Here is a 25,208-nt window from a genome sequence, read left to right as displayed (position 1 = left end):
TCAGGCGGGCTGCTCGGCGGTCGGCCGCTGCGCGTGGGCCTCCCTGAACTGCGGCATCAGCTGCTGGAGCAGCTCCGTCGAGCGCGGGTGGCGGACGTTGCGCGTGTCGGCGAGGTGGATGTCCAGGACCTCCACGGACGGGTACTGCCCCTGCGCGTCCGTGTACTCGCTGAACACCTCGTACGCCTCCCGGGCGAAGTCGGTGTCCTCCATGGGCCACTGCTCCACCTGCGGCGCCTCTTCGGGGTCGGGGACCTCGGCCGGCTCGGGGGCCTGCTCCTCCTGGCGGGGGTGCGGGGCCGCGCCGATGGTGCCGACGTCACCCAGCGGCCGGGTGCGGCCGGGGCCCGCGGGGATCTGGACCGGGGTCCGGTCCATGCCCTCGACGTACTCCGGGTCGTACGCGCTCTCGTGGACGTTGTCCGGCAGCTTCTGAGCGGCGAACCAGGGGCTGTCGTGGGTGGGCGGGACGGCCGGATCCTGCTTCTGGGGCGACATGGGCTGTTGCTGTTGCTGTTGCTGTTGCTGTTGCTGGGGGTGGGGCTGGGCCTGCTCGGGCTGGGGCCCGTGCTCCTGGTGCTGCGCGTGCTGCCGGCCGGGCTCCTGCTGCGGTCCGTACGGCAGCTCGGCGGGAACCGGCTCGGCCTGGTTCGGCCCGACGGGGCTCAGCTCGGCCTTCGGGCGGTCGGCCTCCACGGGCACCGGCGGCAGCAGGGCCGGCTCGATGCCGGCGGCGGCGAGGCCGGCCGGGGCGGTCTCGGCGAGCGGCACGCCGTACTTCGCCAGGCGCAGCGGCATCATCGACTCGATGGGGGCCTTGCGCCGCCAGTTGCGGCCGAAGCGGGCCTGGAGGCGGGCCTGGTAGATCAGCCGGTCCTGTTCGAGCTTGATGACCTGCTCGTAACTGCGCAGCTCCCACAGCTTCATCCGCCGCCACAGCTTGAACGTGGGGATCGGCGAGAGCAGCCAGCGGGTGAGGCGGACGCCCTCCATGTGCTTGTCGGCCGTGATGTCCGCGATCCGGCCCACCGCGTGCCGGGCGGCCTCGACGGAGACGACGAACAGCACCGGGATCACGGCGTGCATCGCGGTGCCCAGCGGATCGGGCCAGGAGGCGGCGCCGTTGAACGCGATCGTCGCGGCCGTCAGCAGCCACGCCGTCTGGCGCAGCATCGGGAACGGGATCCGCATCCAGGTCAGCAGGAGGTCCAGGGCGAGCAGGACGCAGATGCCCGCGTCGATGCCGATCGGGAAGACCAGGGAGAACGTCCCGAAGCCCTTCTCCTCCGCGAGTTCGCGCACGGCGGCGTAGGAACCCGCGAACCCGATCGCGGCGATGACCACCGCACCCGCGACGACGACCCCGATGAGTATGCGGTGCGTGCGTGTCAGCTGCATCGCGGCCACCAGCGATCCCCTCCCCGACCTCGTACCCGAACCGACTTCCGTGCCCGGCTTCGTTGTTCACCTTCGGCGTTCAACCGGACGACCCACGTCCAGCGATGGCACAGCCTGGCACATGTGTACGAGTTTCGTTGCGCGGGGAGGGGGAAAGCCCGGCCTCCGAGGAGGTCCGGGCTTTCCAACGCGCGTGCTGGACCTGCGGATTGGCGATCCGCGGGGCCCTCAGGTCACGACTTGGGCGTGGCCTTGGACTTGGGGCTGGCCCCGCCCTCGGCGTCACCCTTCGCGTCGGCCCGGTCCTTCTTCGTGTCCTTCTCCGTGCCCTTCTCGGTCTCCTCGGAGCCGCCCTTCGCCGGGGAGGAGTCCTCGGAGCCGGCGAACTCCTCGACCGCGGCGATCGCCTCCTTGGCCGCCTTCTGGGCGCCCTTGACGATGTCCCCGGACGAGGGGGTCTTCGCTCCGGCGTAACCCGCGCCGTTGTACGTCAGGGTGACGACGACGTTGCCCGTACGCGCCACGACGGTGGCGTACACGAAGTCCTCGTCCGTCTTGCTCAGGCCGTACGTGACGAGGGTCGCCTCCTCGCCGATCCCCGCCGCGGGCTCCGCGGCGACCTTCTCGGCGCCCTCGGACGCCTTCGCCTTGGTGACCTGCTTCGCGTAGTCCTCGGTGGCGCGCTTGGCGCCGCTGCCCAGTGCCTGGTCCGAGTCGAACCGGGTGAAGCCGACGTCCATCCAGCGGTACTGCGAGCCCTTGACGCCCTGGTCGTCCAGGCCGTTCCAGGAGCAGCTGCCGCGGACCGACAGGTCGGAGGACCCGCCCGCCGTGCCGCCCTTCTTCTTGGCCTCGGGCACCAGATCCTCGATCGTCTTCTTCCCGATCGAGGTGCACGGGTCGGGCAGATCGGTGAACTTCGCCGGCTCGACGGTGGGCTCCGAGGGCTTGGAGCTGGCCGTGCCGGACGACGAGGAGCCCGCGTTCTTCTTGCCGTCGGAGCCGGAGTCCGACGAGCAGCCGACGGCTACGAGCATCACCGGTACGGCGGCGCAGGCGAGGATGCGGGACAGGCGCGGGGCAGATCGGTGCATGGTTCCTTCACTCGGATGGCACGGGGGAGCTCTCGGTGCTGGAGGTCTCGGTTCGTGCGGTGTACGGGCGGGCTCGGTAGCGGGTCGGTACGTCTTCCGGACAGCCACGGTACGACGGGCGGCCGATGTGCCGCGCCGCCGCCGATGGCCCCCGGAGACCGGAATTCCGGCCGGTGGGGGCCCGTCGGAGGGGTCTACTCGCTGAGCGCCTCGGCCAGCTTCCGGGCCAGTGCCTGGGCCTTCTCCTGAAGTTCCCTGCCGTCGGGCACCTGGGTGACGAGGGCCGGCTGCTCGGCGTACCGGACGGTCACGACCACGTTCGATGTGCGGAACACCACGCTCACCGTGTGACGCTGTGCGGTGGAATCTGCCTGTTTGGGCAGATCCTGCAGGAACGCGGCATCTCCGAGGTTGTCGAGGACGCGCGAGGGGAGGGCTTCCTCCGGACTGCTGCTGCTTCCGGGGGTGCCGTCGGTGCTTTCGTCGCTGCTTTCGGAGGGCGAGGGGCCGGCGGAATCCGTGGCGTCGGCGTCGGCCGGGTCTTTCGCCTTCCCGCTCTCCTCGCCCTTCTTGTCCTTCTCCTCGGGCGGCCCGGGGGTCGCCGATGAGGACAGACCGGCGGCCTTCTCCTTCTTCGCGTACACGGTGTCGGCGCGGTCGTCGTCGCTGACGGCGGGGTCGTACGAGACGACGCGCTCGAAGTCGATGGAGAGGCTCCGCGTGGCGTTCGGCGCGTCGGACTTCCAGCTGCAGCCGACCTTGCGGTCCGTGTCGTACGTGACGGCCGCCGAGCCCCGGAACACCTTGTCCTGCTGGGCCGCGGGCAGTTCCGCGGCGCCGGGCAGCAGATCCTTCAACGTGGAGCGCGGCACGGCGCGGCAGGGGGCGGGCAGGGTCAGGTACTTGCCCGGCGGTGCGGGGGTGACCGTCGGGCTGCCCGCCTTGCTGTCGGCGCCGTTCGCGTTGCCGTCGGCGCCGGCGCTGCAGCCGACGACGAGCGCTGCGAGAAGCGCGACGCCGGGTACGTACGCCATGTGTCGCACCGTCCCAGGCTCCCTTCGGTACGGAAAACGAGTTGCCGCGCGAAGGCGGCCGATGGACACAATGTGTATCGCACGCGCTGCTGTGAATGCCGGTCGGCCGACGGGTTTGCCGACCTTGGCACCGGTTTTGCGCTTTCGGTCTTTTCGGGGGAATCGAGGAGTTATGTCGTACGTAGAGGTACCGGGGGCGAAGGTTCCCATCCGGATGTGGACGGACCCCGCGTCGGTCGAGGACGTGGCGATGCAGCAGCTGCGCAACGTCTCGACGCTGCCGTGGATCAAGGGTCTGGCCGTCATGCCCGACGTCCACTTCGGCAAGGGGGCGACGGTCGGTTCGGTGATCGCGATGCAGGGCGCGGTGTGCCCGGCCGCGGTCGGGGTGGACATCGGCTGCGGGATGTCCGCCGTCAAGACGTCCCTCACCGCGAACGATCTCCCCGGCGACCTGTCCCGGCTGCGCTCCAAGATCGAGCAGGCGATCCCGGTCGGCCGGGGGATGCACGGCGACGCGGTGGACCCGGGCAGGCTGCACGGGTTCCCGACGGCGGGCTGGGACGACTTCTGGGGGCGGTTCGGGGGGATCGCGGAAGCGGTCAAGTTCCGTCAGGAACGTGCCACGAAGCAGATGGGAACGCTCGGCGCGGGAAATCACTTTATCGAGTTCTGTCTCGATGAGACCGGTTCTGTCTGGCTGATGCTGCACTCCGGTTCGCGGAACATCGGCAAGGAACTGGCCGACTTCCACATCGGCCAGGCACAGAAGCTTCCGCACAACCAGGGGCTGATCGACCGCGACCTGGCGGTGTTCGTCGCGGACACCCCGCAGATGGCGGCGTACCGCAACGACCTCTTCTGGGCGCAGGAGTACGCGAAGTTCAACCGGGCGATCATGATGGGGCTCTTCCAGGACGTGGTCCGCAAGGAGTTCAAGAAGGCCCGGGTGACCTTCGAGCCGGTCATCTCCTGCCACCACAACTACGTGGCGGAGGAGCGGTACGAGGGGATGGACCTGCTGGTCACCCGCAAGGGCGCGATCCGGGCGGGGTCCGGCGACTACGGGATCATCCCGGGGTCCATGGGCACCGGCTCGTACATCGTGAAGGGCCTCGGCAACGAGAAGTCGTTCAATTCGGCGTCGCACGGCGCGGGCCGCCGGATGAGCCGGAACGCGGCGAAGAAGCGCTTCTCGACCAAGGACCTGGAGGAGCAGACGCAGGGCGTGGAGTGCCGTAAGGACTCCGGTGTCGTGGACGAGATCCCGGGTGCGTACAAGCCGATCGAGCAGGTCATCGATCAGCAGCGGGACCTGGTCGAGGTCGTCGCCAAGCTCAAGCAGGTGGTGTGCGTGAAGGGCTGAGGCCCTCCCGGTCCGAGGGGCCCGCCGAGCCCGTCTCCTCCCCGCCCCCGTACGTCGCGCGGCCCGGAGGGACTGGGCCAGGCGGGCGCTGCCGTGGATCTGGAGGTCCCGGGACCGGCTGCCGTTTGAGGTCGGCCACCTGGGCGCGCCTCTCCTCCGCGGGCCCGCCGGGTGGGGCCGCCTTTCTTGCCGGCACGGCCGGTCGGCGCGGCGGGCGGGTCAGCGCGCCGTGTCCGCCAGGTCCGCCTCCGTCAAGGACGCGACCAGGACCGTGCGCGGGCCCGGTTCGATGCCGGGGACCGACGGCACCGCGAGCAGGCGGCACCCCGCGGCCAGGTACGGGTCGGGGTGCGGCTTCCCGCGCGTCGTCTCGCCCGAGGCGACCGACGCGTCGAAGCGGTGCCGGCCCAGCGTGTCCAGCACCAGATCGGCCACGTGCCGCTCCGACGCGGTCACCAGGGCCGTCGGTACGCCCAGCGCGCGCGCCCGGTCCAGGAGCCGGAGCGCGCCCGGCTGGACGGCCACCCCGGCCGCCACCCGTGCCGTGAACTCCCGGTCGAGCCGCGCAACGGTCTCCGCCGGGGACAGCGCGGTGAGGCCGTCGCGTACGAGGCGGTCGGCCGCGTCGGCCAGTGCGGCGCCCGCGAACGGGGCGAGGGTGCCCGCGTCGGCCGGGGAGCCCTGCGTCCGCAGGAATCCGGCGACGGTATCCAGCCAGGCGTGCTCGGTGTCGACGAGGGTGCCGTCCATGTCGCACAGCAGGGCGGCGGGGCGGGGGAGCGGGGGCATGCGGGGCTCGCTGTTCCTGGGAGTGGCTGTTCCTGGGTGGGCTGCTCTGGGGGAGGCCGAGCGGGGGTGGCTGCTTCGGCGGGACCCGGGGACTTCGTCGTACGCGGCTCGGTGCGCGCCGTCCGGCCGTCAGTCCGCCGCCGTGCGGACCAACGGGTTGGCCTGCACCGAGTTGCGTACGGTGAAGACGACCGAGCCGGGGCGGTAGCGGTCGTCCGACGTCTCGACCGGGCGGCCCTCGGACGTCGTCGTCGTGCGGCGCACCCTCAGCAGCGGGGAGCCGCGTCGTACGCCCAGCTCGCGGGCGTCGGTGGTGCCCGCGGCGACCGCGTCCAGGTGGTGTTCGCCGTGGCTCATGACCACGCCGGCCGTGTCGTACAGACTCTGGGTGACCGACTCGCAGTCGTCCGGCAGTGCTTCGACGGCCGCCGCCGCCCACCCGGCGTACACCGTGCGTTCCAGGAGGGCCGGTTCGCCGTCCAGGGTGCGCAGGCGCAGGACGTTCAGCACCATCTCGCCCGGTACGACCTGGAGTTGGGCGGCCTGCGCCTCGGTCGCCTTCGCGCGGTGCGATCGGAGCACCAGGCCGCCGGGGGTGCGGTCGCCCGCCCTGGCCCACTGGGCGAAGCTGCGCAGCTCGGTGAAGCTCTGGCTGGGCGTGGTGGACAGGACCGTCCGGCGGGCGCCCTGCCGGGAGCCGATCAGGCCCTCCGACTGGAGGGTGCCGAAGGCCTGGCGGAGGGTGCCCCTGGACACCCCGTGGGCCAGGGCGAGTTCGGACTCGGACGGCAGCTCGGAGCCCACGGGGTGGGTGCCGTCGGCGATGGCGCGGCGCAGCTCCTCGGCGATCTGCTGGTGCCGTCGGGTCACGTCTCTCCTCGGGGGAGTCATGGGGCGTCATGGAGCTTCGGGGTGGCGCGGGGGCGGATGGCCCGGGGCGATCATGTCATTCGCGCGAGCTGTTCCGCATCTTCAAAACTGCGCGCAATCAGCGTTTCCCTCGAAGTGCGAACCCTGCGTCTTACCAGTTTGGGGGAAGGTAAACCTACGTCTTCATAACGCTTCTGACCTGCACTTTTTCCTGCCGGAAACCTTTACCTGCCGGTTGCCTGGCTGCTAGCTTCGGCTGGCTTACTGACGATGGCTTGTCCATACAGGTGGCTTGCCGCAGACCCAGGAGTACGCATCGTGAAGGCACACCATCCCCGCCGCGTCCTGACCGCCGCGGCCCTCGTCGGCCTCACCGCCCTGGTGGCCACCGGCTGCGGCTCCGCACCCGACAACGTCGGCGGGCAGAACAGCAAGGCGGCGAAGGCGGAGTCGGCGGCGGATCTCGGCGGTATGGAGAAGCTCGTCGCGGCAGCGGAGAAGGAGGGCAAACTCAACGTCTACGCCCTCGCGCCGGACTGGGCCAACTACGGTGAGATGATCGCGGCGTTCGAGAAGAAGTACGCCATCGAGGTCAACAACGAGGACCCGGGCGGCAGCAGCCAGGGCGCGCTGAACGCGGCGGCCAAGCGCAAGGGCCAGGCCCGGGCCGTGGACGCGCTGGACCTCGGCGCCTCGTACATGCAGGACGCCAAGAAGCAGGGCCTGCTCGCTCCGTACCGGGTCGCGGGCTGGGACGGCATCCCGGACACGCAGAAGCAGCCGGACGCCTCGTTCATGAACAACTACGGCGGCTACATCTCCATCGGCTGTGACGCCAAGGCGGTGAAGAACTGCCCGGAGACGTTCAAGGACCTTCTCAAGCCCGAGTACCGGAACAAGGTCGCGCTCAACGGCGACCCGACCGAGTCCAGTTCGGCGCTGGCGGCGGTCGTCGCCGCCTCCCTGGCGAGCGGTGGCTCCCTCGACGACGCGCAGCCGGGGCTCGACTTCTTCCAGGAGCTGAAGAAGAAGGGCAACTTCGTTCCAGCGAAGTCCACGCTCGCCACCATCCAGCAGGGCGAGACGCCGATCTCGATCGACTGGGACTACCTCAACCTGGGCTACGGCGAGAAGCTGAAGCCCAAGGGCGTCGACTGGCAGGTCGCGGTGCCCGCCGACGGGCTGTACTCCCGCTACTACAACCAGGGCGTCAACAAGCACGCCCCGCACCCGGCCGCCGCCCGTCTGTGGCTGGAGTTCGTCTACAGCCCCGAGGGCCAGAACATCTGGCTGAAGGGCTTCTCGCGCCCGGCGCTCCTCGACGCGATGAAGGAGGACGGCACCGCCGACAAGGCCGCCCTCGCCGCGATCCCCGAGGTCGACGGGGTGCCCGAGGAGCCGACCGTGGAGCAGGAGGCGAAGGCCAAGGAGACCGTCGTCCAGGGCTGGGGCAAGGCGGTCAGCTGACCATGCCCGACCAGACCGCACTCCCCGCCCCCGCCGCGGGCCCCGTGCCCGTGGCGGGCGCGGGGAGTGCGGTCTGGTCGGGCATGGTCAGCCCGCCCCGGACGTCCGGGGCGGCGGGGCACCTCGCCGCCGTGGCGCGCGGCGCCACCGGTGGCCCGTCGTCGTCCCGTTCTTCGCGTTCCTCGCGGTGTGCTTCGGGCTGCCCGCCGGGACCATGGTGTACGGGGCGTTCACCGTCCAGGACCCGGAGAGCGGTGCGAGCCGCATCTCCACGGAGAACGTCAGCGGCTCGCTGTCCGGCGCGTACGCCACCGGGCTCACGGGCAGCGTCGAACTCTCCTTGTTCACCGCCCTGTTGGCGACCGTCGTCGGCACCCTGATCGCCCAGGCGGTCGTCACCTCGCCGCGGCCGGCGCTGCGCGGGATCGTCGTCTCCGCGAGCGGGGTGCTCGCCAACTTCTCCGGTGCGCCGCTCGCCTTCGCGTTCATCGCGACGCTCGGTACGACCGGCACGGTCACCCAGCTGTTCCATCTGGACCGGACCGGCTTCAGCCTCTACAGCTTCACCGGACTGGTGCTGGCCTACCTCTACTTCATGGTCCCGCTGATGGTGGTGACCGTGCTGCCCGCGCTCGACGGGCTGCGCTCCCAGTGGCAGGAGGCCGCCGCGTCCTGCGGGGCGACCCGGGGGCAGTACTGGCGCCACGTCGGGATCCCGGTGCTGACACCGTCGCTGCTGGGCGGGGCGGTGCTGATGTTCGGCACGGCGTTCGCGTCGCACGCCACCGCCGCCGTGATGGTCGGCTCCTCGCAGCCGCTGATCACCATCCAGATCGCCAACGCCCTCAACGGCAACGTCCTGGTGGGTCAGGAGAACCTGGCGCTCGCCATGAGCCTCAACATGGTCGTGATCGCGCTGCTCGTGATGGCCGTACAGATACCGCTGCAGCGCAGGAGTGCCCGATGGCTCGGATGAAGTTGACCTCGCGGGCCGTCGTCCTGCCGCTCGCCGCGCTGTACTTCCTGGTCCCCATCGGCGCCTCGATCTGGTTCAGCGTCAACGAGGTCGAGGGTGTCAGCTTCGACGCGTACACCCAGGGGCTCGGCACCGAGGGGCTGACCACCAGCCTGATGCTCTCGGTACGCCTGGGCCTGGCCACCATCGTCTGCGGGCTGCTCCTGATGGTGCCGACCCTGGTCGCGGTCGCGCTCTATCTGCCGGGGCTGCGCCGGACCGTCGAGATCCTGTGCATGATGCCGCTGGTCGTCCCCCCGATCGCGCTGGTCGCGGGCGTCACGACGGTGCTGTCCTGGGAACAGGACCTGGCCGACACGCCCTTCTACATGACTTTCCAGATGCTGCGGGACGAGAGCTTCCCGCTGGTGCTGGTCCTCGTCTACACGGTGATGTCCCTGCCGTTCCTGTACCGCTCGCTGGACGCCGGGCTGCGCGCCGTCGACCTGCGCACCCTCGTCGAGGCCGCCCGCTCGCTCGGTGCGTCCCGGCTCCAGACCCTGTGGCAGGTGATCGTGCCGAACCTGCGGACCGCCGTGGTGGGCGGCGCAGTCCTCAGCCTGGCCATGGTGCTCGGCGAGTACACCGTCGCCTCCGTGCTCTCCTACCGCCCGTTCTCCGTCTGGATGGTGGAGATCAAGGACTCCGAGGCCCAGCTCTCGGTGGCGGCCGCGATGCTGAGCCTGCTGATCACCTGGGGGCTGCTGCTCCTGCTCACCACCCTGGCGGGCGGCCGCGGCCGTCGCCGTACGCCCCTGAACTCCGGCAGCGAGAACCGAAAGAAGACCGTGTCATGACCGTCTCCGTGCATCTCAAGAATCTGCGCCGGGAGTTCGGCTCCACGGTCGCGCTCGACGGGCTCGACCTGGACATCGCCCCCGGCGAACTGGTCGCCCTGCTCGGCCCGTCCGGCTGCGGCAAGACGACCGCGCTGCGCATCGTCGCGGGCTTCGAGACCGCCGACGGCGGTGAACTGCTGATGGACGGCGAAAACGTCACGGCCGTCCCGGCCAACCGCCGTGACATCGGCATGGTGTTCCAGTCGTACAGCCTGTTCCCGAACATGACGGCCGCCGAGAACATCGCGTACGGCCTGCGGGTGCGGGGCCGGGGCGCGGCCGAACGCGCGGCACGGGCCGGGGAGTTGCTGGAGCTGGTCGGGCTGCCCGGCCGCGAGGGCGACTACCCGCACCAGCTCTCCGGCGGCCAGCAGCAGCGCGTCGCTCTCGCCCGGGCCCTGGCGATCTCGCCCAAGGTGCTGCTGCTGGACGAGCCGCTGTCGGCGCTCGACGCCAAGGTGCGGCTCACGCTCCGCGAGGAGATCCGCCGCATCCAGCTGGAGTTGGGCATCACCACGGTCTTCGTCACCCACGACCAGGAGGAGGCGCTGTCCATGGCGGACCGCGTCGCGGTGATGAAGGACGGGCGGCTCGAACAGTGCGCCGCGCCAGGCGAGTTGTACGACCGTCCGGCCACGCCGTTCGTCGCCGAGTTCGTCGGCACCATGAACCGGCTGCCGGGCACGGTCCGGGACGGCGGGGTCGTCGAGCTGTTCGGGCGCAGGCTGCCCATCCACGGCGACACCCCTGCTCCCGGCACCGAGGTCGACGTCCTGCTGCGCCCCGAAGGGCTGGCGGTGGGCGCCGCCGACGACGGTGCGGGCGCCCCCGCGACCGTACGGGTGGCGACCTTCCTCGGCGCGACCACCCGGCTGCACCTGACCACCGATTCCGGAGCCGCGTGCAAGGCCGACCTGCCCAGCTGGGAGGCGGCCGCCCTGGCCCCGGGAGCCCGCTGCACGATCACCCCGCACGAGAACCCCGTGCTCGTCGCCGAGCGAGCCGGTGCCCCGTCCCTCGAGGTGGAAGTGAAGGAGTGAGCAACCGGTGAGCGCCAAGCGTCGTGTGTTCCTGTCCGCCACCGGAGCGGCCGTCGCCCTCGCCGCGACCGCGGCCGTCGCGGTCGCCGATTCCCTCTGCTCACAACCTCACAGCGTTCGGTGGACCTTCGTGTTGGACGCCTGGGCGCGCGGGCGGACCACCAGGAGGTCGATGTTGACGTGGCTGGGCCGGGTGACGGCCCAGCCGATGGTGTCGGCCACGTCCTCGGCGGTCAGCGGGGCGTCGACGCCCGCGTAGACCTTGGCGGCCTTCTCGGTGTCGCCCCGGAAGCGCGTGGTGGCGAACTCCTCGGTCCTGACCATGCCGGGGGCCACCTCGATCACGCGGACCGGGGTGCCGACGATCTCCAGGCGCAGGGTCTCGGCCAGGACGTGTTCGCCGTGCTTGGCCGCCACATAACCGCCGCCGCCCTCGTACGAGGAGAGCGCCGCGGTCGAGGAGAGGATCACGATCGTGCCGTCGCCGCTCGCGGTGAGGGCGGGCAGCAGGGCCTGGGTGACGTTGAGCGTGCCGATCACGTTCGTCTCGTACATCTGACGCCAGTCGGCGGGGTCCCCGGTCGCCACCGGGTCGGCCCCGAGCGCCCCGCCCGCGTTGTTGACGAGGACGGCGAGGGAGCGGAACGCGGTGGCGAACTCGTCGACCGCCGCCCGGTCGGTGACGTCCAACGCGTACGCCGTCGCCTGGTGACCGGCCTCGGTGAGCTCGGCGGCCAGCGCCTCGATGCGGTCCTTGCGGCGCGCGGTGAGGACGACGCGGAAGCCTTCGGCGGCCAGCGTACGGGCGGTCGCGGCGCCGATGCCGCTGCTCGCGCCGGTGACGACGGCGATGGGGGTGGCGGCCATGGCGGATCTCCTCGGGCGGCTGTTGATCGTGTACGGGGCAAGGATAGGCAGGCGCCTTCGGGAGGGCCGCCGGCCCCGTCATCATGGGCGGGTGATCGTCGAACGCGCCTATGCCCATGTGTACGACCCCGACCCGGACGCCTGGCCGTGGACCGTGCCCGGTGTGCGGCAGTTCCTCGCCGAGGGGCTGCGGTTCCGGGCCCCGGTGACCTTTCTCGTCGGCGAGAACGGCTCGGGGAAGTCGACGCTGGTCGAGGCCATGGCCGAGGGGTTCGGGCTGGACTCGTACGGCGGTTCCGCCGACTGGAAGTACGCCACCTCGCGGGGCAAGTCCGTGCTCGGGGAGCGCGTCCGCTTCGACGCCGCGCCCCGGGGGCGGCGGATGGTCGGCAGCCGGGCCGCGCGCAAGGGGTTCTTCCTGCGCGCGGAGACGGCTCTCGACGCGCTGGAGCGGGAGAGCCTGGACCCGGACTCCCGCAGCCACGGGGAGGGGTTCCTCGCCGCGTTCCGGGAGAAGTTCACGGTGCCGGGGCTCTATGTGCTGGACGAGCCCGAGGCCGCGCTCTCCTTCGCCTCCTGCCTCGAACTGCTGGGCCACCTGGACCAGTTGGCCAAGACGGGCGGCCAGGTGGTGTGCGCCACCCACTCACCGCTGCTCACCGCGCTGCCGGGCGCCGACATCGTGCAGCTGGGGGACGGCGGAATGGAGCGGGTGCGCTGGGCGGACCTGGAGCTCGTCGACCACTGGCGGCGCTATCTCGCCGACCCGCAGGCCTATCTGCGTCACATCCTCGGCTGAGCGCCCGCCGCCTCCGCCTACGCCGCGCCCCCGAACTCCCGGACCGCCTCGGACACGATCGTCTCCAGGTGTCCGTGGTGGGCGCCGCGCCAGTACACCCGGGAGCACTCCGTGCACTGGGCGAACACGTCGTACGCCTCCTGCGTGCCGTGCTCCAGCAGTCCGCTCACGGAGTCCTTGGCGGCCCCGGCCAGGGTCCCGTTGCACGCGGTGCAGCGGGACCACGGGTCCAGGGCCGGGGCGAAGCGGCCGAGGACGTCGCGCAGCTGCTCCTTGGGGCGGTCGCTGTAGACGTACGCCCCCGCCCAGATCTCACGGCGGCGCAGCAGCCCGCGGTCCCGGGAGAGCAGGACGCGCCGCTCGCGCGCGGAGAGGGCGGCCAGGGCGGGGTCGCCGATGTCCTCGCTCTCGTACGCGGCATCGACGCCCAGAAGCCGCAGCCGTCGGGCCAGCGTGCCGAGATGGACGTCGAGGAGGAAGCGCAGGGGTGCGCCGGGGACTCGCTGGGGGCGTTCCACGGCGCGTACGTCGACGTGTTCGCCGGGGCCGGGTACGTGCGAGCGGGCCACCGGGGCGCCGTTCACCAGCAGCGCCCCGGCCTCGGTGAGCGGGACGCCGAGGGACTCGATGACATGGCCGAGGGTGGATGAGCCGTCGGTGACGAGGGGCGTGGGCCCGCCGCGGCGGTCATGCGGGACGAAGAGCCGCAGCTCAGGGGCTACTTCGAGGGTGATCTCGGGTCCGTTCACCCGGTCAGGATGCCACCGGCGGGGGACGGCCTGCCAGGGATTTGGCGGGGCGCGCGGGTGTGCGTCCTGGCCGGTTCAGTGCCGTGCGAAGGCCGTAGGGGGCACGCCCACCGTCGCCGTGAAGTCCCTTACCAGATGGGCCTGGTCGCTATAGCCGAGGTCCGCGGCGAGCCGCACCCAGTCGAGCGCCGGGCCGGCTTCGGCGGCCTCCAGGGCCTCGTGGATACGGTAGCGGAGGATGACCCACTTGGGGCCGACGCCGACGTATGCCGAGAACAGCCGTTGCAGGGAGCGGGCGGAGAGCCCGGTGTGCCGGGCGAGCCCGTCGACCCGGCGTACCGTGCGGTCCGTACGTACCCGGTCGACGGCGGCCATCGCGAGAGCCGCCCGGGGATCGGGGCGCGGCTCCAGGGCGAGCAGGAAGGCGTCCAGCGCCGCGACCCGGGCGTCCTCGTCGTCCGGGCCGAGGACCGCGTCGACGGGCGGTGGCAGCCGCAGCACCTCGGCGGCGTCGGCCCGCAGCCCGGTCCAGGCGGAGACCGGGCGCCCGAGGGCGAACGGGCGGAAGCCGCCGGGCCGGAACTGCACCCCGCAGACCCGGCCGCGCCCGGCCAGCTTCCGGGTGAAGAGCCCGGGGTCGACGCCCGCCAACTCGACGTACCCGGACCGCTCCCGGGGGCTGTCCCCGGCCTCGTACCGCTGCCAGACCAGGTTCACCGACGGGTGCGGGACGACATGCGCGGCGTACGGCTCGGCGAGGTCCCAGTCGATCAGCCAGTAGTGCTCCAGGTACGGGCGCAGCGCGGCGGCGGGCTCGCGGCGGCGGAAGCGGACGCGCGCGAAGAGGTCCGGGGCGTCGACGATGCCCCGGGAGTCGCGGCGGGGTCCGGCGGCCATGACCACGAATTTAGTGGGGGCTTTGGACGTCTGTCGTGTTTCTTCAAGACGCGGGCGGCCGACCGGCGCAGGGTGGGAGCATGACTCAGACGATCGGTGAACTGCTGGAAACCGCCGCGGACCGGGCCCTGCCCGTGGTGCGGGGGATCGGCGACGGGCAACTGGGCGGCTCCACGCCCTGCGCCGAGTACGACGTGCGGGCGCTGCTGAACCACCTGTTCCTGGTGGTCGTGAACTTCCAGGCACTCGCGGCCCGCGAGGACGTGGATTTCACCCAGGAGCCGGACTTCGTGGCGGACGGCGACTGGCGGGGCAGGTTCGGCGACGAGACGGCCCGGCTCGTGGAGGCGTGGAGCGTGCCGGGCGTCGAGGAGGGCACGACGGGGCGGATGGGGCTGCCGGCCCGGACGGTGGGGCTCATGGTGCTCGGCGATCTGACCGTGCACGCCTGGGACCTGGCGCGGGCGACCGGCGGGGACTTTGCGCCGGAGCCGAGCGTGCTCGACGAGGTGGGCCCGGGGCTGGCGGCGATGGCTCCGCAGGCCCGGGAGATGAAGGTGTTCGGCGAGCCGTTCCCGGTTCCGGAGGGCGCTACGGCTTTCGAGCGGCTGCTGGCCGTGACGGGGCGTGATCCGGGGTGGCGGCCGACCGGGGTGCCCGGGGCGGCCGTGGGTTGAGCACGGTCGGCGGGCCGGCGGGGCCCGGGGCGTCGTAGAGGGGGCCGAGCGCGGCGTACGCGTCGTCGATGATCTCCTCGGCAAGCAGCAGCATCTCCTGCTCCGCCAGCCGGGCCGCCCGGTGGGTGTACGGGGACGGTGGCGCCGGATGCCTGCGGCGCCACCAGCAGTCGCAGGCGGCGTAGATGCCGCCGCCGAAAACGAGCACGGGGATGGACAGGGCCAGCAGAACGTCGCCCACGGCGGACCTCCTCGATGGTCGGTGCCCTGTCCATCGGCGTGCCGGGCGGGTCGGCTGAAGACCTGCCGTCGGCCAAATATCCGTAAGGTCTGGCTGGAATTTGACCGGATGCGTGCGCGTGGGTGCGTCTGTTTGAACGCTTCGACCGGCTGTGCGGCCGGGCTTGTGGATCAGGGCCAGACCAGGCAGTACGCCTGATGCCCCGCGTCGTGCAGGCGGTGGGAGAAGTCCTGCCACTCGTGGAGCAGCTGGTAGACGTTGAACGCGTCGCGCGGGCCGCCGCGATCGGGGACCGTGGACCAGATGAAGGCCGCCGCGCCGACCGACTCCTCGCCAACGCCGCGCAGCGGGTCGACGACGGTCATCGGGAGTTTGACCACGGCGTAGTCGGGGTGGAGGACGACCAGTTCCAGCGGGGGGACCTTGTGCAGGGGTATGCCCTGGATGCCGGTGAGGACCATGGCGGCCACGGTCTCCGGCTTGATCTTGGTGAACATGCCGCCCATGCCCAGCTCGTCACCGCCGAGCTCCTCCGGGCGCATCGAGATGGGCACCCGTGCGGCGGTGGCCCCGTCCGGCGCGCCGAAATACTTGTACGTCACCCCCATCCCGCCCCCGCTCCTGGTCCCGGGGGGCGGCGTGCTCTCCGCGCCCCTGCTCTGTGCGCGCTCGGCCCTGCGCCGGTGCCGCCCTCGTCGGGCAGGCTCGGGCCCCAGGTCGTCGGTCCCTTCGCCCACTCCGCCACCGCGATGCATATCTCATCCACCCGACTACTTCTTAGGAGACACAGCCCCCGCCGCGCAACCCGATCATCGTGTCAGTGACCTCCCCCGCGGACGTGCGGTGAAACACCTGTCCGCAAAGACCGTCCGTGCCTCTGACACCATGGCATGTGTGAGCTTTCCCTATGACGCCCCAGTTTCGCAGACGCGAGAGCGCTGACGCTCTTTCGTGATACGAGGGGAGCGCCCTCCCTGCTCACCGGTGGCCGAGATTGTTAGGGATTTCCCGGCCCGGCCCCCCGACACCCGAATCGCAGATCAGGACCAAAGTGGCGTATTCATACGAAGCCCCAGTTTCGCAGTCGCTGTTCGACCGGGCGTCCGTCGTGACGCCCGGCGGCGTGAACTCTCCCGTGCGTGCCTTCCGGGCCGTGGGCGGTACGCCCCGGTTCATGGTGTCCGGCACCGGTCCGTACCTCACCGACGCCGACGGCCGTGAGTACGTCGACCTCGTCTGCTCGTGGGGGCCGATGATTCTCGGCCACTCTCACCCCGAGGTCATCGCCGCAGTCCAGGAAGCGGTCTCCCGCGGTACCTCCTTCGGTACGCCGGGCGAGGGCGAGGTCGCGCTCGCCGAGGAGATCGTGGCGCGGATCGAGCCCGTCGAGCAGGTGCGCCTGGTCTCCTCCGGCACCGAGGCGACCATGTCGGCGATCCGGCTGGCCCGCGGCTTCACGGGCCGGGCCAAGGTCGTGAAGTTCGCCGGCTGCTACCACGGCCACGTGGACGCGCTGCTCGCCGCCGCCGGGTCGGGTGTGGCCACCTTCGGGCTGCCCGACACCCCCGGTGTCACGGGCGCCACGGCCGGGGACACCGTCGTGCTGCCGTACAACGACCTGGATGCGGTCCGCGCCGCCTTCGCCGCGCACCCGGGCGAGATCGCCTGCGTGATCACCGAGGCCTCGCCCGGCAACATGGGCGTCGTCCCGCCGGCGGACGGCTTCAACGCCGGGCTCAAGGAGCTGTGCGCGGCCAACGGCGCGCTGTACATCTCCGACGAGGTCATGACGGGCTTCCGTACGTCGAAGGCCGGCTGGTACGGCGTCGACGGCGTCCGCCCGGACCTGATGACCTTCGGCAAGGTGATGGGCGGCGGCTTCCCCGCCGCGGCCTTCGGCGGTCGCGGCGACGTGATGGCGCACCTGGCCCCGGCCGGCCCGGTCTACCAGGCGGGCACGCTCTCCGGGAACCCGATCGCCACCGCCGCCGGGCTCGCCCAGCTGCGGCTGCTGGACGACGCGGCGTACGCGAAGATCGACGCGGTCTCCGCCGAGCTGCGCTCCCTGGTGGCCGACGCGCTCACGAAGGAGGGCGTCGCGCACACGGTGTCGGCCGCGAGCAACATGTTCTCCGTCTTCTTCACCGACCAGCCGGTGCGCGACTACGAGGACGCCAAGAAGCAGGACGTCTTCCGCTTCACCGCGTTCTTCCACTCCATGCTGGAGCAGGGCGTCTACCTGCCGCCCTCGGCGTTCGAGTCCTGGTTCGTCTCCACGGCCCACGACGAGCGGGCGGTCGAGCGCATCGCCGCCGCCCTGCCCGCGGCCGCCCGTGCCGCATCGGAGGCCACCGCATGAGCGAGAAGAGCACCAACCCCGAAGGCGTGAACCGCGACGAGCAGTTGACCGTGGTGCACGTGGTCCGGCACGGCGAGGTGCACAACCCGGACGGTGTGCTCTACGGCCGCCGCCCCGGCTACCACCTCTCCGACCTGGGCCGGAAGATGGCCGACCGGGTCGCCGAGCACCTGGAGAAGCGCGACATCACCCATGTCGTCGCCTCCCCGCTGGAGCGCGCCCAGGAGACCGCCGACCCCATCGCCAAGGCGCACGGCCTGGACCTGGCCACCGACGCCCGGCTGATCGAGGCCGCCAACGTCTTCGAGGGCAAGACCTTCGGCGTCGGCGACGGCGCGCTGCGCAAGCCGGACAACTGGAAGCACCTCACCAACCCGTTCAAGCCGTCCTGGGGCGAGCCGTACATCGAGCAGGTCGTCCGGATGATGGGCGCGATCGATACGGCGCGGGACGCGGCGCGCGGGCACGAGGCGGTCTGCGTCAGCCACCAGCTGCCGATCTGGATCCTGCGGTCCTTCGTGGAGCGCCGCCGGCTGTGGCACGACCCGCGCAAGCGGCAGTGCACGCTGGCCTCGCTCACCAGCTTCACCTACCGGGGCGACAAGATCGTCTCGGTCGGCTACTCGGAGCCGGCCCGGGACCTGGTGCCCGTGCATCTGCTGGCCGGGGCCAAGCCGGTGAAGGGGAAGGCCGCGAAGGGCCGGTCGAAGGCGTTCGGGGCGTAGGTGACGTAGTCCGACGCCGGACGGGACGAGACGGGACGTACGGGACCGGCTGCCGCACTCCGCGGCGGGCGGTCCCGTCCCTTTTTCCGCGCCGCCTGACGGTGACTTAGCTTAGGCTGAGCTAACTTAACGTTAGGTGGGCGGGCCGACGGCCTGCCGGGCCCTGCTGGTTCGTATCCGGCGGGACGGCTGCGCTGTACGCGGGCCTCACCCGGCCCGACCGCTTCGGCCGGGTCCTCGCCCAGTCGCCCGCGCCCGGCGGGCGTCCCGGGGACGGAGCGTACGGCGACGAAGGACCGGACCCCGCCCCCGTCGCCCACCTCGGCCTCGGTCCGCACGACGGGGCCGCTTCGGTCGAGCACGGCGAGACCCTCGTCCGGGCGTTGCGCGCCCGCAGGTACAGGGTCCACCGCACGGTCCACAACGGCGGCCGCGACCACGCCTGCCGGCAGGGGTTGCTCGCCGAGGCCCTGGTGGAGGCCTTCCGGGAGGAGCGGTCTGCGAGCGGCCCCCGCGCCCGCGCATGAGTTCGACGGGGCGGGGAAGCCGACCCGTCGATCCCGGTCCCGATCCGTCGGCCGGTGGCAGAACTGCGGAGGCCCGTTCCCGCGTCCCCCTTCAGGGTTGCCCGTGAGGGCGTACGAGAGCCGCACAGGCGTCTCGTCGCGATCGGAAGGTAAAGCGTAAAGAAAGTCCCCAAATGCACGGAACCGACGTGTTACGCGCCTCATCTAACCCTTCAGCAGTTTGTATGGGCTTGAGATAAAACGACCGCAGATGGGGACGGTATGCGCGACATCAATCGAAGGGGCCTGCTCGGCGCAGGGCTCGGGGCCGCAGCCGCGATCGGACTCGCCGGCTGTGGCACCTCGGGCTCCTCCGGTGACGGAGGATCCGGCCGCGGTGGCAAGGGCGACTCCGGCACCGGAGGCAACGGCAGCGGAAACGGTTCGCCGAAGAACAAGGTCCGGCTGATCGGTGACGGCTCGACGGCCGACACCGGCAAGCAGCCCCATCAGCCCGAGGCCCCCGTCCCGCTCGAACCCGGCCAGAAGCCGCCGCAGTTCGTGATCTTTTCCTGGGACGGTGCGGGCGAAGTAGGCAACGGGCTCTTCCCGCGCTTTCTCGAACTCGCCAAGGAACACGACGCGGCGATGACGTTCTTCCTCTCCGGGATCTATCTGCTGCCCGAGTCGAAGAAGTCTCTCTACCGTCCGCCGAACAACCCCCGCGGCGCCTCCGACATCGGCTATCTCACCGATGATCACGTCAAGGACACGCTGAAGTACGTACGTCAGGCGTGGTTGGACGGCCATGAGATCGGCACCCACTTCAACGGTCATTTCTGCGGCGGTTCCGGATCCGTGGAGCGCTGGACTCCGGCGCAGTGGCACAGCGAGATCAATCAGGCTGTGTCGTTCGTCACGGAATGGCGGACCAACACCGGCTGGGAGAACGAGGAACCGCTTCCGTTCGACTATCGCAAGGAACTGGTCGGCGGACGCACCCCCTGTCTGCTCGGCCAGGAAAATCTCCTGCCGACCGCGCGCAAGCTGGGCTGGCGCTACGACGCCAGCTCGCCCGGAGGCCGCCAGACCTGGCCCGTGAAGCGCGGCGGCGTCTGGGATCTGCCGCTGCAGGCGATGCCGTTCCCCGGCCACTCCTTCGAGGTGCTCTCGATGGACTACAACATCCTCGCCAACCAGTCGAAGAATTCGACCAAGGGCATGCCCTCGCGCTATCCCGGCTGGCGGCAGCAGGCGACCGGTGCCTATCTCGCCGGATTCCAGCGCGCCTACGAGTCGAATCGCGCGCCGTTCTACATCGGCAACCACTTCGAGGAGTGGAACGGCGGCATCTACATGGACGCCGTGGAAGAAGTGATCAAGAAGGTCGCGGACAAGGACGACGTCCGTCTCGTCTCGTTCCGGCAGTATGTCGACTGGCTCGACGCCCAGGATCCCGCCGTGCTCGCCAAGCTCCGGACGCTGGACGTCGGACAGGCGCCCGCCGGCGGCTGGAACTCCTTCTTTAAACAGGCTTGACAAGGGGCTTTACGGGCACCGAGGGGGGCGCGCAGATCCCCGGAAACTGCCATGCGAAACTTTTCACATGAGCTTTGGCCGCGCGTCCCGACGCCGCTTCACCCTGCTCGCCGCCACCGCCGTGGCCGGTGCCCTGACGCTGTCCGCGTGCGGCGACGGCAACAAGGCGGGGGGTGGCGGCAACACCAACTTCATCACCGGCAGCGGAGGCGTCTCCACCGTCGCGAAGGCGGACCGGGTGGCCGCGCCGAAGCTCGACGGCAACAGCCTGGAGGGCAAGCCGCTCGACCTCGCCGACTACCGGGGCAAGGTCGTCGTGCTCAACGTCTGGGGCTCCTGGTGCGGCCCCTGCCGACTGGAGGCGAAGTACTTCGCGAAGGTCTCCGAGGAGACGAAGGACCAGGGCGTGCAGTTCGTCGGGATAAACACCCGGGACCCCGAGCGGGACAAGGCGATCAACTTCGAGAAGGACTACGGGGTGGAGTACCCCAGCTTCTACGACCCGATCGGCAAGCTCATCCTCCGCTTCCCCAAGGGCACCCTGAACCCGCAGGCCATTCCGTCCACCGTGGTCATCGACCGGGACGGGAAGATCGCGGCCCGTACGCTCCAGGCGCTGAACGGCGACGAGCTGCGCGAGATGATCGACCCGATCATCGCGGAGAAGTGATCCGGTGATCCCCCTCGCCGCCCACCACGAGACCGTCACGCTGGCCGCGTACAACGACACCGTCGTGTCCGGGGCCCTGCTGCTCGCTCTGCCGCTCGCCCTGCTGGCCGGTCTCGTCTCCTTCTTCTCGCCGTGCGTCCTGCCGCTGGTGCCCGGCTACCTGAGTTACGTCACCGGGGTCAGCGGCACCGACCTGGCCGACGCACGCCGGGGCCGGGTGGTGGCCGGCGCCTCGCTGTTCGTCCTCGGCTTCACCGTGGTGTTCGCCTCCACCGGCGCGCTCTTCGGCTACTTCGGCAACGAACTCCAGATGCACGCCGAGGTGCTCAACAAGGTCCTCGGCGGCCTGATGATCCTCATGGGCGTCTTCTTCATGGGGCTCCTGCCGGGCGTGACGCAGCGCGAGTTCCGCTTCCACAAGCGCCCGGTGGCCGGACTGGCCGGCGCACCGCTGCTCGGCGCCCTCTTCGGGATCGGCTGGACGCCGTGCATCGGCCCGACGCTCTCCTCGGTGCTGTTCCTCTCCGCCGAGAGCGCCACCGCCGGACGCGGCGCGATACTGACCGTCGCGTACTGTCTCGGACTCGGTGTCCCGTTCGTCCTGGCCGCGGTCGCCTTCCGCAAGGCGCTCGGCGCGTTCGGCTGGGTCAAGCGTCACTACGCATGGGTGATGCGGATCGGCGGCGGCATGATGATCGTGACCGGAATCCTGCTGCTGACCGGCGTGTGGGCCACGCTCATGCAGCAGATGCAGAGCTGGTCCAGCGGCTTCGTTGTAGGGATCTGAGTCCAATGAGCAAGGCGAACAGCACGACGACGCGGCAGCGCGAGGACGAGCACGAGCACGGCTCCGCCCACGGCGCGGCCGGCGAGCAGCTCTCCACGGCGCCCCGCGAGGAGCGTCCCGACACCGGGGCGGGCGTGCCCGCGATGAGCGTGATCGGCTGGGTGCGCTGGTTCTGGCGTCAGCTGACCTCGATGCGGGTGGCGCTGATCCTGCTGTTCCTGCTCTCCCTCGGGGCGATCCCGGGGTCGCTGATCCCGCAGACCAGCGTCGACGACATGAAGGTGCAGGCCTTCAAGGAGCGGCACACCACGCTCACCCCCGTCTACGAGGCGCTCCAGCTCTTCGACGTCTACAGCTCGGTGTGGTTCTCCGCGATCTACATCCTGCTGTTCGTCTCGCTCATCGGCTGCATCGTGCCGCGCACCGGCCAGTTCGTCGGCCAGCTGCGCAGCCGCCCGCCGGGCGCGCCGAAGCGGCTGACCCGGCTGCCCGCGTACACCACGTGGCGCACGGAGGCCGAGCCCGAGGAGGTCCGTGCGGCGGCCCTCACGGTCCTGCGGGGGCGACGCTTCCGCGGCCATGAGGTGGGTGACGCGGTCGCCGCCGAGAAGGGCTACCTCCGCGAGGCCGGGAACCTGGTCTTCCACATCGCCCTGATCGTGATGCTGATCGCCTTCGCCTCCGGGCAGCTCTTCAAGTCCGAGGGCGGCAAGCTGGTCGTCGAGGGCGACGGCTTCTCCAACACGCTCACCCAGTACGACGACTTCAAGTCGGGTTCGCTCTACGACTCCGACTCGCTGGCCCCGTTCAGCTTCGTCCTGGACGAATTCGTCGGTACGTACGAGAAGAGCGGCCCGCAGCGCGGCACCCCGCGGACCTTCGAGGCCCGGGTGACGTACACCGAGGGGGCCGAGGGCGCGGAGCGCAAGGGCGTCATCAAGGTCAACGAACCGCTCGTCGTGGACGGCACCAAGGTCTATCTGATCGCCCACGGCTACGCGCCCGTCGTCACCGTCCGGGACGGCAAGGGCAAGGTCGTCTCGAAGTCCGCCGTGCCGCTCCTGCCGATCGACAACAACATCACCTCGTCCGGCGCGATCAAGGTGATGGACGGCTACAAGGACAAGAACGGCAAGAAGACCCAGCTGGGCTTCAAGGCGTTCTTCGTGCCGACCTTCGCCGGTCACGGCAAGGGCCAGATGTTCTCGCAGTTCCCGGCGCTGGACTTCCCCGTGCTGGCGCTCAGCGCCTACCAGGGGTCGCTCGGCGTCGACTCCGGGCTCGCGCAGAACGTCTACCAGCTCGACACGTCCAAGATGAAGGAGTTCAAGGACAAGGACGGCGAGCTGCTCAAGAAGATGCTGATGCCCGGCGAGAAGCTGGACCTGCCCGACGGCGCCGGTTCCATCACCTACGAGGGCACCGAGGAGTGGGCCAGCTTCCAGATCTCGCAGCAGCCGGGCAACGGCTGGGCGCTCGGCGGAGCGGTCGCCGCCATCGCCGGACTCGCCGGATCGCTGTTCATCCAGCGCCGCCGGGTCTGGGTGCGGGCGGTCCGGGGCGCCGACGGCGTCACGGTCGTGGAGATGGCGGGCCTGGGCCGCAGCGAGTCCGCGAAGCTCCCCGAGGAACTGGGCGACCTGTCGGCCGCTCTCGTCACGACGGCGCCGGTCGTGCCGGAGAAACCCGCGGTGTCCACGTCCACGGACGTGGACGGACCCGATGCCACCAACGAGGCCGGGAGCCGGCCCGTACACCCTGCCGAAGCACCTGCCGAAGGGGCTGAGAAGTGAATCTCGCCGCCGCAACCAACGAGAGCCTGGCCGAAGCCAGCAATGTGCTGATCTATTCGTCGATGGCCGTCTACACCCTGGCGTTCTTCGCGCACATCGCGGAGTGGGTCTTCGGCAGCCGCAGCAAGGTCGGCCGCACGGCCGCCGCGCTGTCCACCTCCCCGGCCAGGGCCTCCGCCGCCCCCGCGGTGAAGGCGCAGGCGGGTGGCACGGCCGTGCTGGAGCGGCCCGAGGTCATCACCCGCTCCGCCGCCGGTACGCGTGACGTGCCCGACGGCCCGGGTGCGGCGGGCGGCACGTTCAAGGGCGACCTGTACGGCCGGATCGCGGTCTCGCTGACCGTGGTCGCCTTCCTCGTCGAGGCGGGCGGGGTGATCACCCGCGCCCTGTCCGTGCAGCGGGCCCCCTGGGCCAACATGTACGAGTTCTCCATCACCTTCTCCACGGTGGCGGTCGGCTCCTACCTGGTGCTGCTCGCGCTGAAGAAGAACGTCCGCTGGATCGGTCTCCCGCTGGTCACCACGGTCCTGCTGGACCTCGGGATCGCGGTCACCACGCTCTACACCGACAGCGACCAGCTGGTGCCCGCCCTGCACTCGTACTGGCTGTGGATCCACGTCTCGACCGCGATCCTCTGCGGGGCCGTGTTCTACCTCGGCGCGGTCGGCACGATCCTCTACCTCTTCCGCGACAGCTACGAGAACAAGCTCGCCTCCGGCGGCACGCCCGGGAAGTTCGCGTCCTCGGTCATGGAGCGGCTGCCCTCGGCGTCCTCGCTGGACAAGTTCTCGTACCGGATCAACGCGGCCGTCTTCCCGCTCTGGACGTTCACGATCATCGCGGGCGCGATCTGGGCGGGCGACGCCTGGGGCCGGTACTGGGGCTGGGACCCCAAGGAGGTCTGGTCCTTCATCACCTGGGTCGCCTACGCCGCCTATCTGCACGCCCGCGCCACCGCGGGATGGAAGGGCCGCAAGGCCGCCTACCTGGCGCTCGTCGCCTTCGCCTGCTGGCTGTTCAACTACTACGGCGTGAACATCTTCGTCTCCGGCCTGCACTCCTACGCGGGCGTCTGAGCGACCCGCGCACGACGCGAAAGGCTCCCCGGACGGAATCCCGTCCGGGGAGCCTTTCGCATGCGGTGGTGCGCCGTCAGGACGTGGGCGGGGTCTTGTCGTCGGGGCTCGTGCCGCCGTCGCGACGGCCCGGCTCCTCCTCGGCCTCCGCCTCCGCTTCCGCCTCCGGCTTCTTGTCGTCCTTCAGGGACTTCAGGAAGTCCGGGTTGTCGTCCGGGGCCACCCACTGCTGCCGCCTGTTGCGCTGCCACGAGGAGGGCCCGGCGCCCCCGGACCGGTTGTGGCGGTTCTTGCCGGCGGCGAGCCAGACGACCGGGCCGACGATCCAGAACAGCAGAATGATGAAGACCCAGGCGATCTTCGGCAGATGCTTGGTGTCCTCCTCCGAGGTGTTCAGGCAGTCGATGAACGCGTAGATCGTCAGAGCCAGCGGGACGATGAACATCAGGGCTCTCATGGTGCGTCCCCCAGGAAGTGGCGGCGGGCGGGACGATTGCCCCGTATCGCGGCCAGGGTACCGGCTCGTCAGAGACGATCCGGGGCGCGGGACGGGGGAGCCCCGGCGGGCCCGCGGGGGCTCCCGTGTCAAACTGGACCGCATGGCTTACGAC

General features: G+C 70.7%; 25 protein-coding genes and 1 pseudogene. 15 read left to right on the top strand and 11 right to left on the bottom strand.

Going from position 1 to position 25,208, the window contains the following annotated elements:
• The 3 genes from D3105_RS12285 to D3105_RS12275 all read right to left on the bottom strand — a co-directional run bounded on the left by D3105_RS12285 (nucleotide 1) and on the right by D3105_RS12275 (nucleotide 3,526).
• Nucleotides 1–1,407, bottom strand: coding sequence for a DUF2637 domain-containing protein (locus tag D3105_RS12285; protein ID WP_118903280.1), 1,407 nt, complete (start codon nucleotides 1,405–1,407; stop codon nucleotides 1–3).
• A 224-nt stretch (nucleotides 1,408–1,631) separates the two neighbouring features.
• On the bottom strand, nucleotides 1,632–2,492 hold the full coding sequence (locus D3105_RS12280) for a DUF3558 domain-containing protein (RefSeq protein WP_118903278.1): 861 nt from the start codon (nucleotides 2,490–2,492) through the stop codon (nucleotides 1,632–1,634).
• A 194-nt stretch (nucleotides 2,493–2,686) separates the two neighbouring features.
• The gene (locus D3105_RS12275) at nucleotides 2,687–3,526 is read right to left on the bottom strand and encodes a DUF3558 domain-containing protein (protein WP_118903276.1); all 840 of its coding nucleotides are present in this window, start codon (nucleotides 3,524–3,526) and stop codon (nucleotides 2,687–2,689) included.
• Between the two features lie 172 nt (nucleotides 3,527–3,698).
• Here D3105_RS12275 and D3105_RS12270 point away from each other — a divergent pair, with 172 nt between their 5' ends.
• Entirely contained in the window at nucleotides 3,699–4,892 is a 1,194-nt protein-coding gene (locus tag D3105_RS12270; RefSeq protein ID WP_118903274.1) for an RtcB family protein, read from the top strand.
• Between the two features lie 219 nt (nucleotides 4,893–5,111).
• Here D3105_RS12270 and D3105_RS12265 read toward each other — a convergent pair whose 3' ends face one another.
• The gene (locus tag D3105_RS12265) at nucleotides 5,112–5,681 is read right to left on the bottom strand and encodes an HAD family hydrolase (RefSeq protein ID WP_118903272.1); all 570 of its coding nucleotides are present in this window, start codon (nucleotides 5,679–5,681) and stop codon (nucleotides 5,112–5,114) included.
• Nucleotides 5,682–5,810: 129 nt separating this feature from the next.
• A complete protein-coding gene (locus tag D3105_RS12260) occupies nucleotides 5,811–6,551 on the bottom strand; it encodes a GntR family transcriptional regulator (RefSeq protein WP_118903271.1) in 741 nt (246 codons plus the stop codon).
• 318 nt (nucleotides 6,552–6,869) lie between these two features.
• On the opposite strand from D3105_RS12260, the gene D3105_RS12255 reads away from it, so the two are divergent.
• The 4 genes from D3105_RS12255 to D3105_RS12240 all read left to right on the top strand — a co-directional run bounded on the left by D3105_RS12255 (nucleotide 6,870) and on the right by D3105_RS12240 (nucleotide 10,912).
• Nucleotides 6,870–8,018, top strand: coding sequence for an extracellular solute-binding protein (locus tag D3105_RS12255; protein WP_118903269.1), 1,149 nt, complete (start codon nucleotides 6,870–6,872; stop codon nucleotides 8,016–8,018).
• A gap of 73 nt (nucleotides 8,019–8,091) precedes the next feature.
• On the top strand, nucleotides 8,092–8,994 hold the full coding sequence (locus D3105_RS12250) for an ABC transporter permease (RefSeq protein WP_240646882.1): 903 nt from the start codon (nucleotides 8,092–8,094) through the stop codon (nucleotides 8,992–8,994).
• Complete coding sequence (locus D3105_RS12245; protein WP_118903267.1) at nucleotides 8,991–9,830, top strand: ABC transporter permease; 840 nt, start codon at nucleotides 8,991–8,993, stop codon at nucleotides 9,828–9,830. The genes D3105_RS12250 and D3105_RS12245 overlap by 4 nt, the downstream gene beginning before the upstream one ends.
• On the top strand, nucleotides 9,827–10,912 hold the full coding sequence (locus D3105_RS12240; RefSeq protein WP_118903265.1) for an ABC transporter ATP-binding protein: 1,086 nt from the start codon (nucleotides 9,827–9,829) through the stop codon (nucleotides 10,910–10,912). The genes D3105_RS12245 and D3105_RS12240 overlap by 4 nt, the downstream gene beginning before the upstream one ends.
• Before the next feature lie 108 nt (nucleotides 10,913–11,020).
• On the opposite strand, the gene D3105_RS12235 is transcribed toward D3105_RS12240, so the two are convergent.
• Nucleotides 11,021–11,779 carry an SDR family NAD(P)-dependent oxidoreductase gene (locus tag D3105_RS12235; protein WP_006125430.1) on the bottom strand — a complete coding sequence of 253 codons (759 nt, stop codon included), beginning with the start codon at nucleotides 11,777–11,779 and terminating at the stop codon, nucleotides 11,021–11,023.
• 91 nt (nucleotides 11,780–11,870) lie between these two features.
• On the opposite strand from D3105_RS12235, the gene D3105_RS12230 reads away from it, so the two are divergent.
• Nucleotides 11,871–12,578, top strand: coding sequence for an AAA family ATPase (locus D3105_RS12230; RefSeq protein WP_118903263.1), 708 nt, complete (start codon nucleotides 11,871–11,873; stop codon nucleotides 12,576–12,578).
• Nucleotides 12,579–12,595: 17 nt separating this feature from the next.
• Here the strand turns inward: D3105_RS12230 and D3105_RS12225 are convergent, their stop codons facing one another.
• Together D3105_RS12225 and D3105_RS12220 are read right to left on the bottom strand one after the other, a co-directional pair.
• Nucleotides 12,596–13,327: a Mut7-C RNAse domain-containing protein gene (locus D3105_RS12225; protein WP_118903262.1), complete on the bottom strand. Its 732-nt coding sequence runs from the start codon at nucleotides 13,325–13,327 to the stop codon at nucleotides 12,596–12,598.
• 75 nt (nucleotides 13,328–13,402) lie between these two features.
• Nucleotides 13,403–14,224 (bottom strand): AraC family transcriptional regulator, encoded by an 822-nt coding sequence (locus tag D3105_RS12220; protein WP_118903316.1) that lies wholly within the window; start codon nucleotides 14,222–14,224, stop codon nucleotides 13,403–13,405.
• Between the two features lie 80 nt (nucleotides 14,225–14,304).
• Here D3105_RS12220 and D3105_RS12215 point away from each other — a divergent pair, with 80 nt between their 5' ends.
• On the top strand, nucleotides 14,305–14,901 hold the full coding sequence (locus D3105_RS12215) for a TIGR03086 family metal-binding protein (protein WP_118903260.1): 597 nt from the start codon (nucleotides 14,305–14,307) through the stop codon (nucleotides 14,899–14,901).
• Here D3105_RS12215 and D3105_RS12210 read toward each other — a convergent pair.
• Nucleotides 14,816–15,142 (bottom strand): hypothetical protein, encoded by a 327-nt coding sequence (locus D3105_RS12210; protein ID WP_118903258.1) that lies wholly within the window; start codon nucleotides 15,140–15,142, stop codon nucleotides 14,816–14,818. The genes D3105_RS12215 and D3105_RS12210 overlap by 86 nt on opposite strands.
• Before the next feature lie 170 nt (nucleotides 15,143–15,312).
• Nucleotides 15,313–15,897 (bottom strand): hypothetical protein, encoded by a 585-nt coding sequence (locus D3105_RS12205; protein ID WP_073780093.1) that lies wholly within the window; start codon nucleotides 15,895–15,897, stop codon nucleotides 15,313–15,315.
• 296 nt (nucleotides 15,898–16,193) lie between these two features.
• Here D3105_RS12205 and hemL point away from each other — a divergent pair, with 296 nt between their 5' ends.
• The 8 genes and pseudogenes from hemL to ccsB all read left to right on the top strand — a co-directional run bounded on the left by hemL (nucleotide 16,194) and on the right by ccsB (nucleotide 24,597).
• Nucleotides 16,194–17,501, top strand: coding sequence for a glutamate-1-semialdehyde 2,1-aminomutase (hemL, locus tag D3105_RS12200; protein WP_206272716.1), 1,308 nt, complete (start codon nucleotides 16,194–16,196; stop codon nucleotides 17,499–17,501).
• Nucleotides 17,498–18,226 carry a histidine phosphatase family protein gene (locus D3105_RS12195; RefSeq protein WP_118903256.1) on the top strand — a complete coding sequence of 243 codons (729 nt, stop codon included), beginning with the start codon at nucleotides 17,498–17,500 and terminating at the stop codon, nucleotides 18,224–18,226. The genes hemL and D3105_RS12195 overlap by 4 nt, the downstream gene beginning before the upstream one ends.
• Nucleotides 18,227–18,417: 191 nt before the next feature.
• Nucleotides 18,418–18,753, top strand: a pseudogene (locus tag D3105_RS12190) (esterase); the annotation flags it as partial.
• Between the two features lie 261 nt (nucleotides 18,754–19,014).
• On the top strand, nucleotides 19,015–20,271 hold the full coding sequence (locus D3105_RS12185) for a hypothetical protein (RefSeq protein WP_118903254.1): 1,257 nt from the start codon (nucleotides 19,015–19,017) through the stop codon (nucleotides 20,269–20,271).
• 67 nt (nucleotides 20,272–20,338) lie between these two features.
• The gene (locus D3105_RS12180; RefSeq protein WP_118903252.1) at nucleotides 20,339–20,941 is read left to right on the top strand and encodes a TlpA family protein disulfide reductase; all 603 of its coding nucleotides are present in this window, start codon (nucleotides 20,339–20,341) and stop codon (nucleotides 20,939–20,941) included.
• A gap of 4 nt (nucleotides 20,942–20,945) precedes the next feature.
• Nucleotides 20,946–21,728 carry a cytochrome c biogenesis CcdA family protein gene (locus D3105_RS12175; RefSeq protein WP_030710851.1) on the top strand — a complete coding sequence of 261 codons (783 nt, stop codon included), beginning with the start codon at nucleotides 20,946–20,948 and terminating at the stop codon, nucleotides 21,726–21,728.
• A 5-nt stretch (nucleotides 21,729–21,733) separates the two neighbouring features.
• Entirely contained in the window at nucleotides 21,734–23,521 is a 1,788-nt protein-coding gene (gene resB, locus D3105_RS12170) for a cytochrome c biogenesis protein ResB (RefSeq protein ID WP_118903250.1), read from the top strand.
• Nucleotides 23,518–24,597 carry a c-type cytochrome biogenesis protein CcsB gene (gene ccsB, locus D3105_RS12165; RefSeq protein WP_118903248.1) on the top strand — a complete coding sequence of 360 codons (1,080 nt, stop codon included), beginning with the start codon at nucleotides 23,518–23,520 and terminating at the stop codon, nucleotides 24,595–24,597. Before resB ends, ccsB begins: the two co-directional genes overlap by 4 nt.
• 76 nt (nucleotides 24,598–24,673) lie before the next feature.
• Here the strand turns inward: ccsB and D3105_RS12160 are convergent, their stop codons facing one another.
• Nucleotides 24,674–25,042, bottom strand: a complete 369-nt coding sequence (locus D3105_RS12160) for a PLD nuclease N-terminal domain-containing protein (RefSeq protein WP_118903246.1) — start codon at nucleotides 25,040–25,042, stop codon at nucleotides 24,674–24,676.
• Nucleotides 25,043–25,208: the final 166 nt, after the last annotated feature.

This window comes from Streptomyces globisporus (genome assembly GCF_003501885.1).
Taxonomy (GTDB): domain Bacteria; phylum Actinomycetota; class Actinomycetes; order Streptomycetales; family Streptomycetaceae; genus Streptomyces; species Streptomyces globisporus_D.
This window is presented reverse-complemented; position numbering and strand designations above follow the sequence as displayed.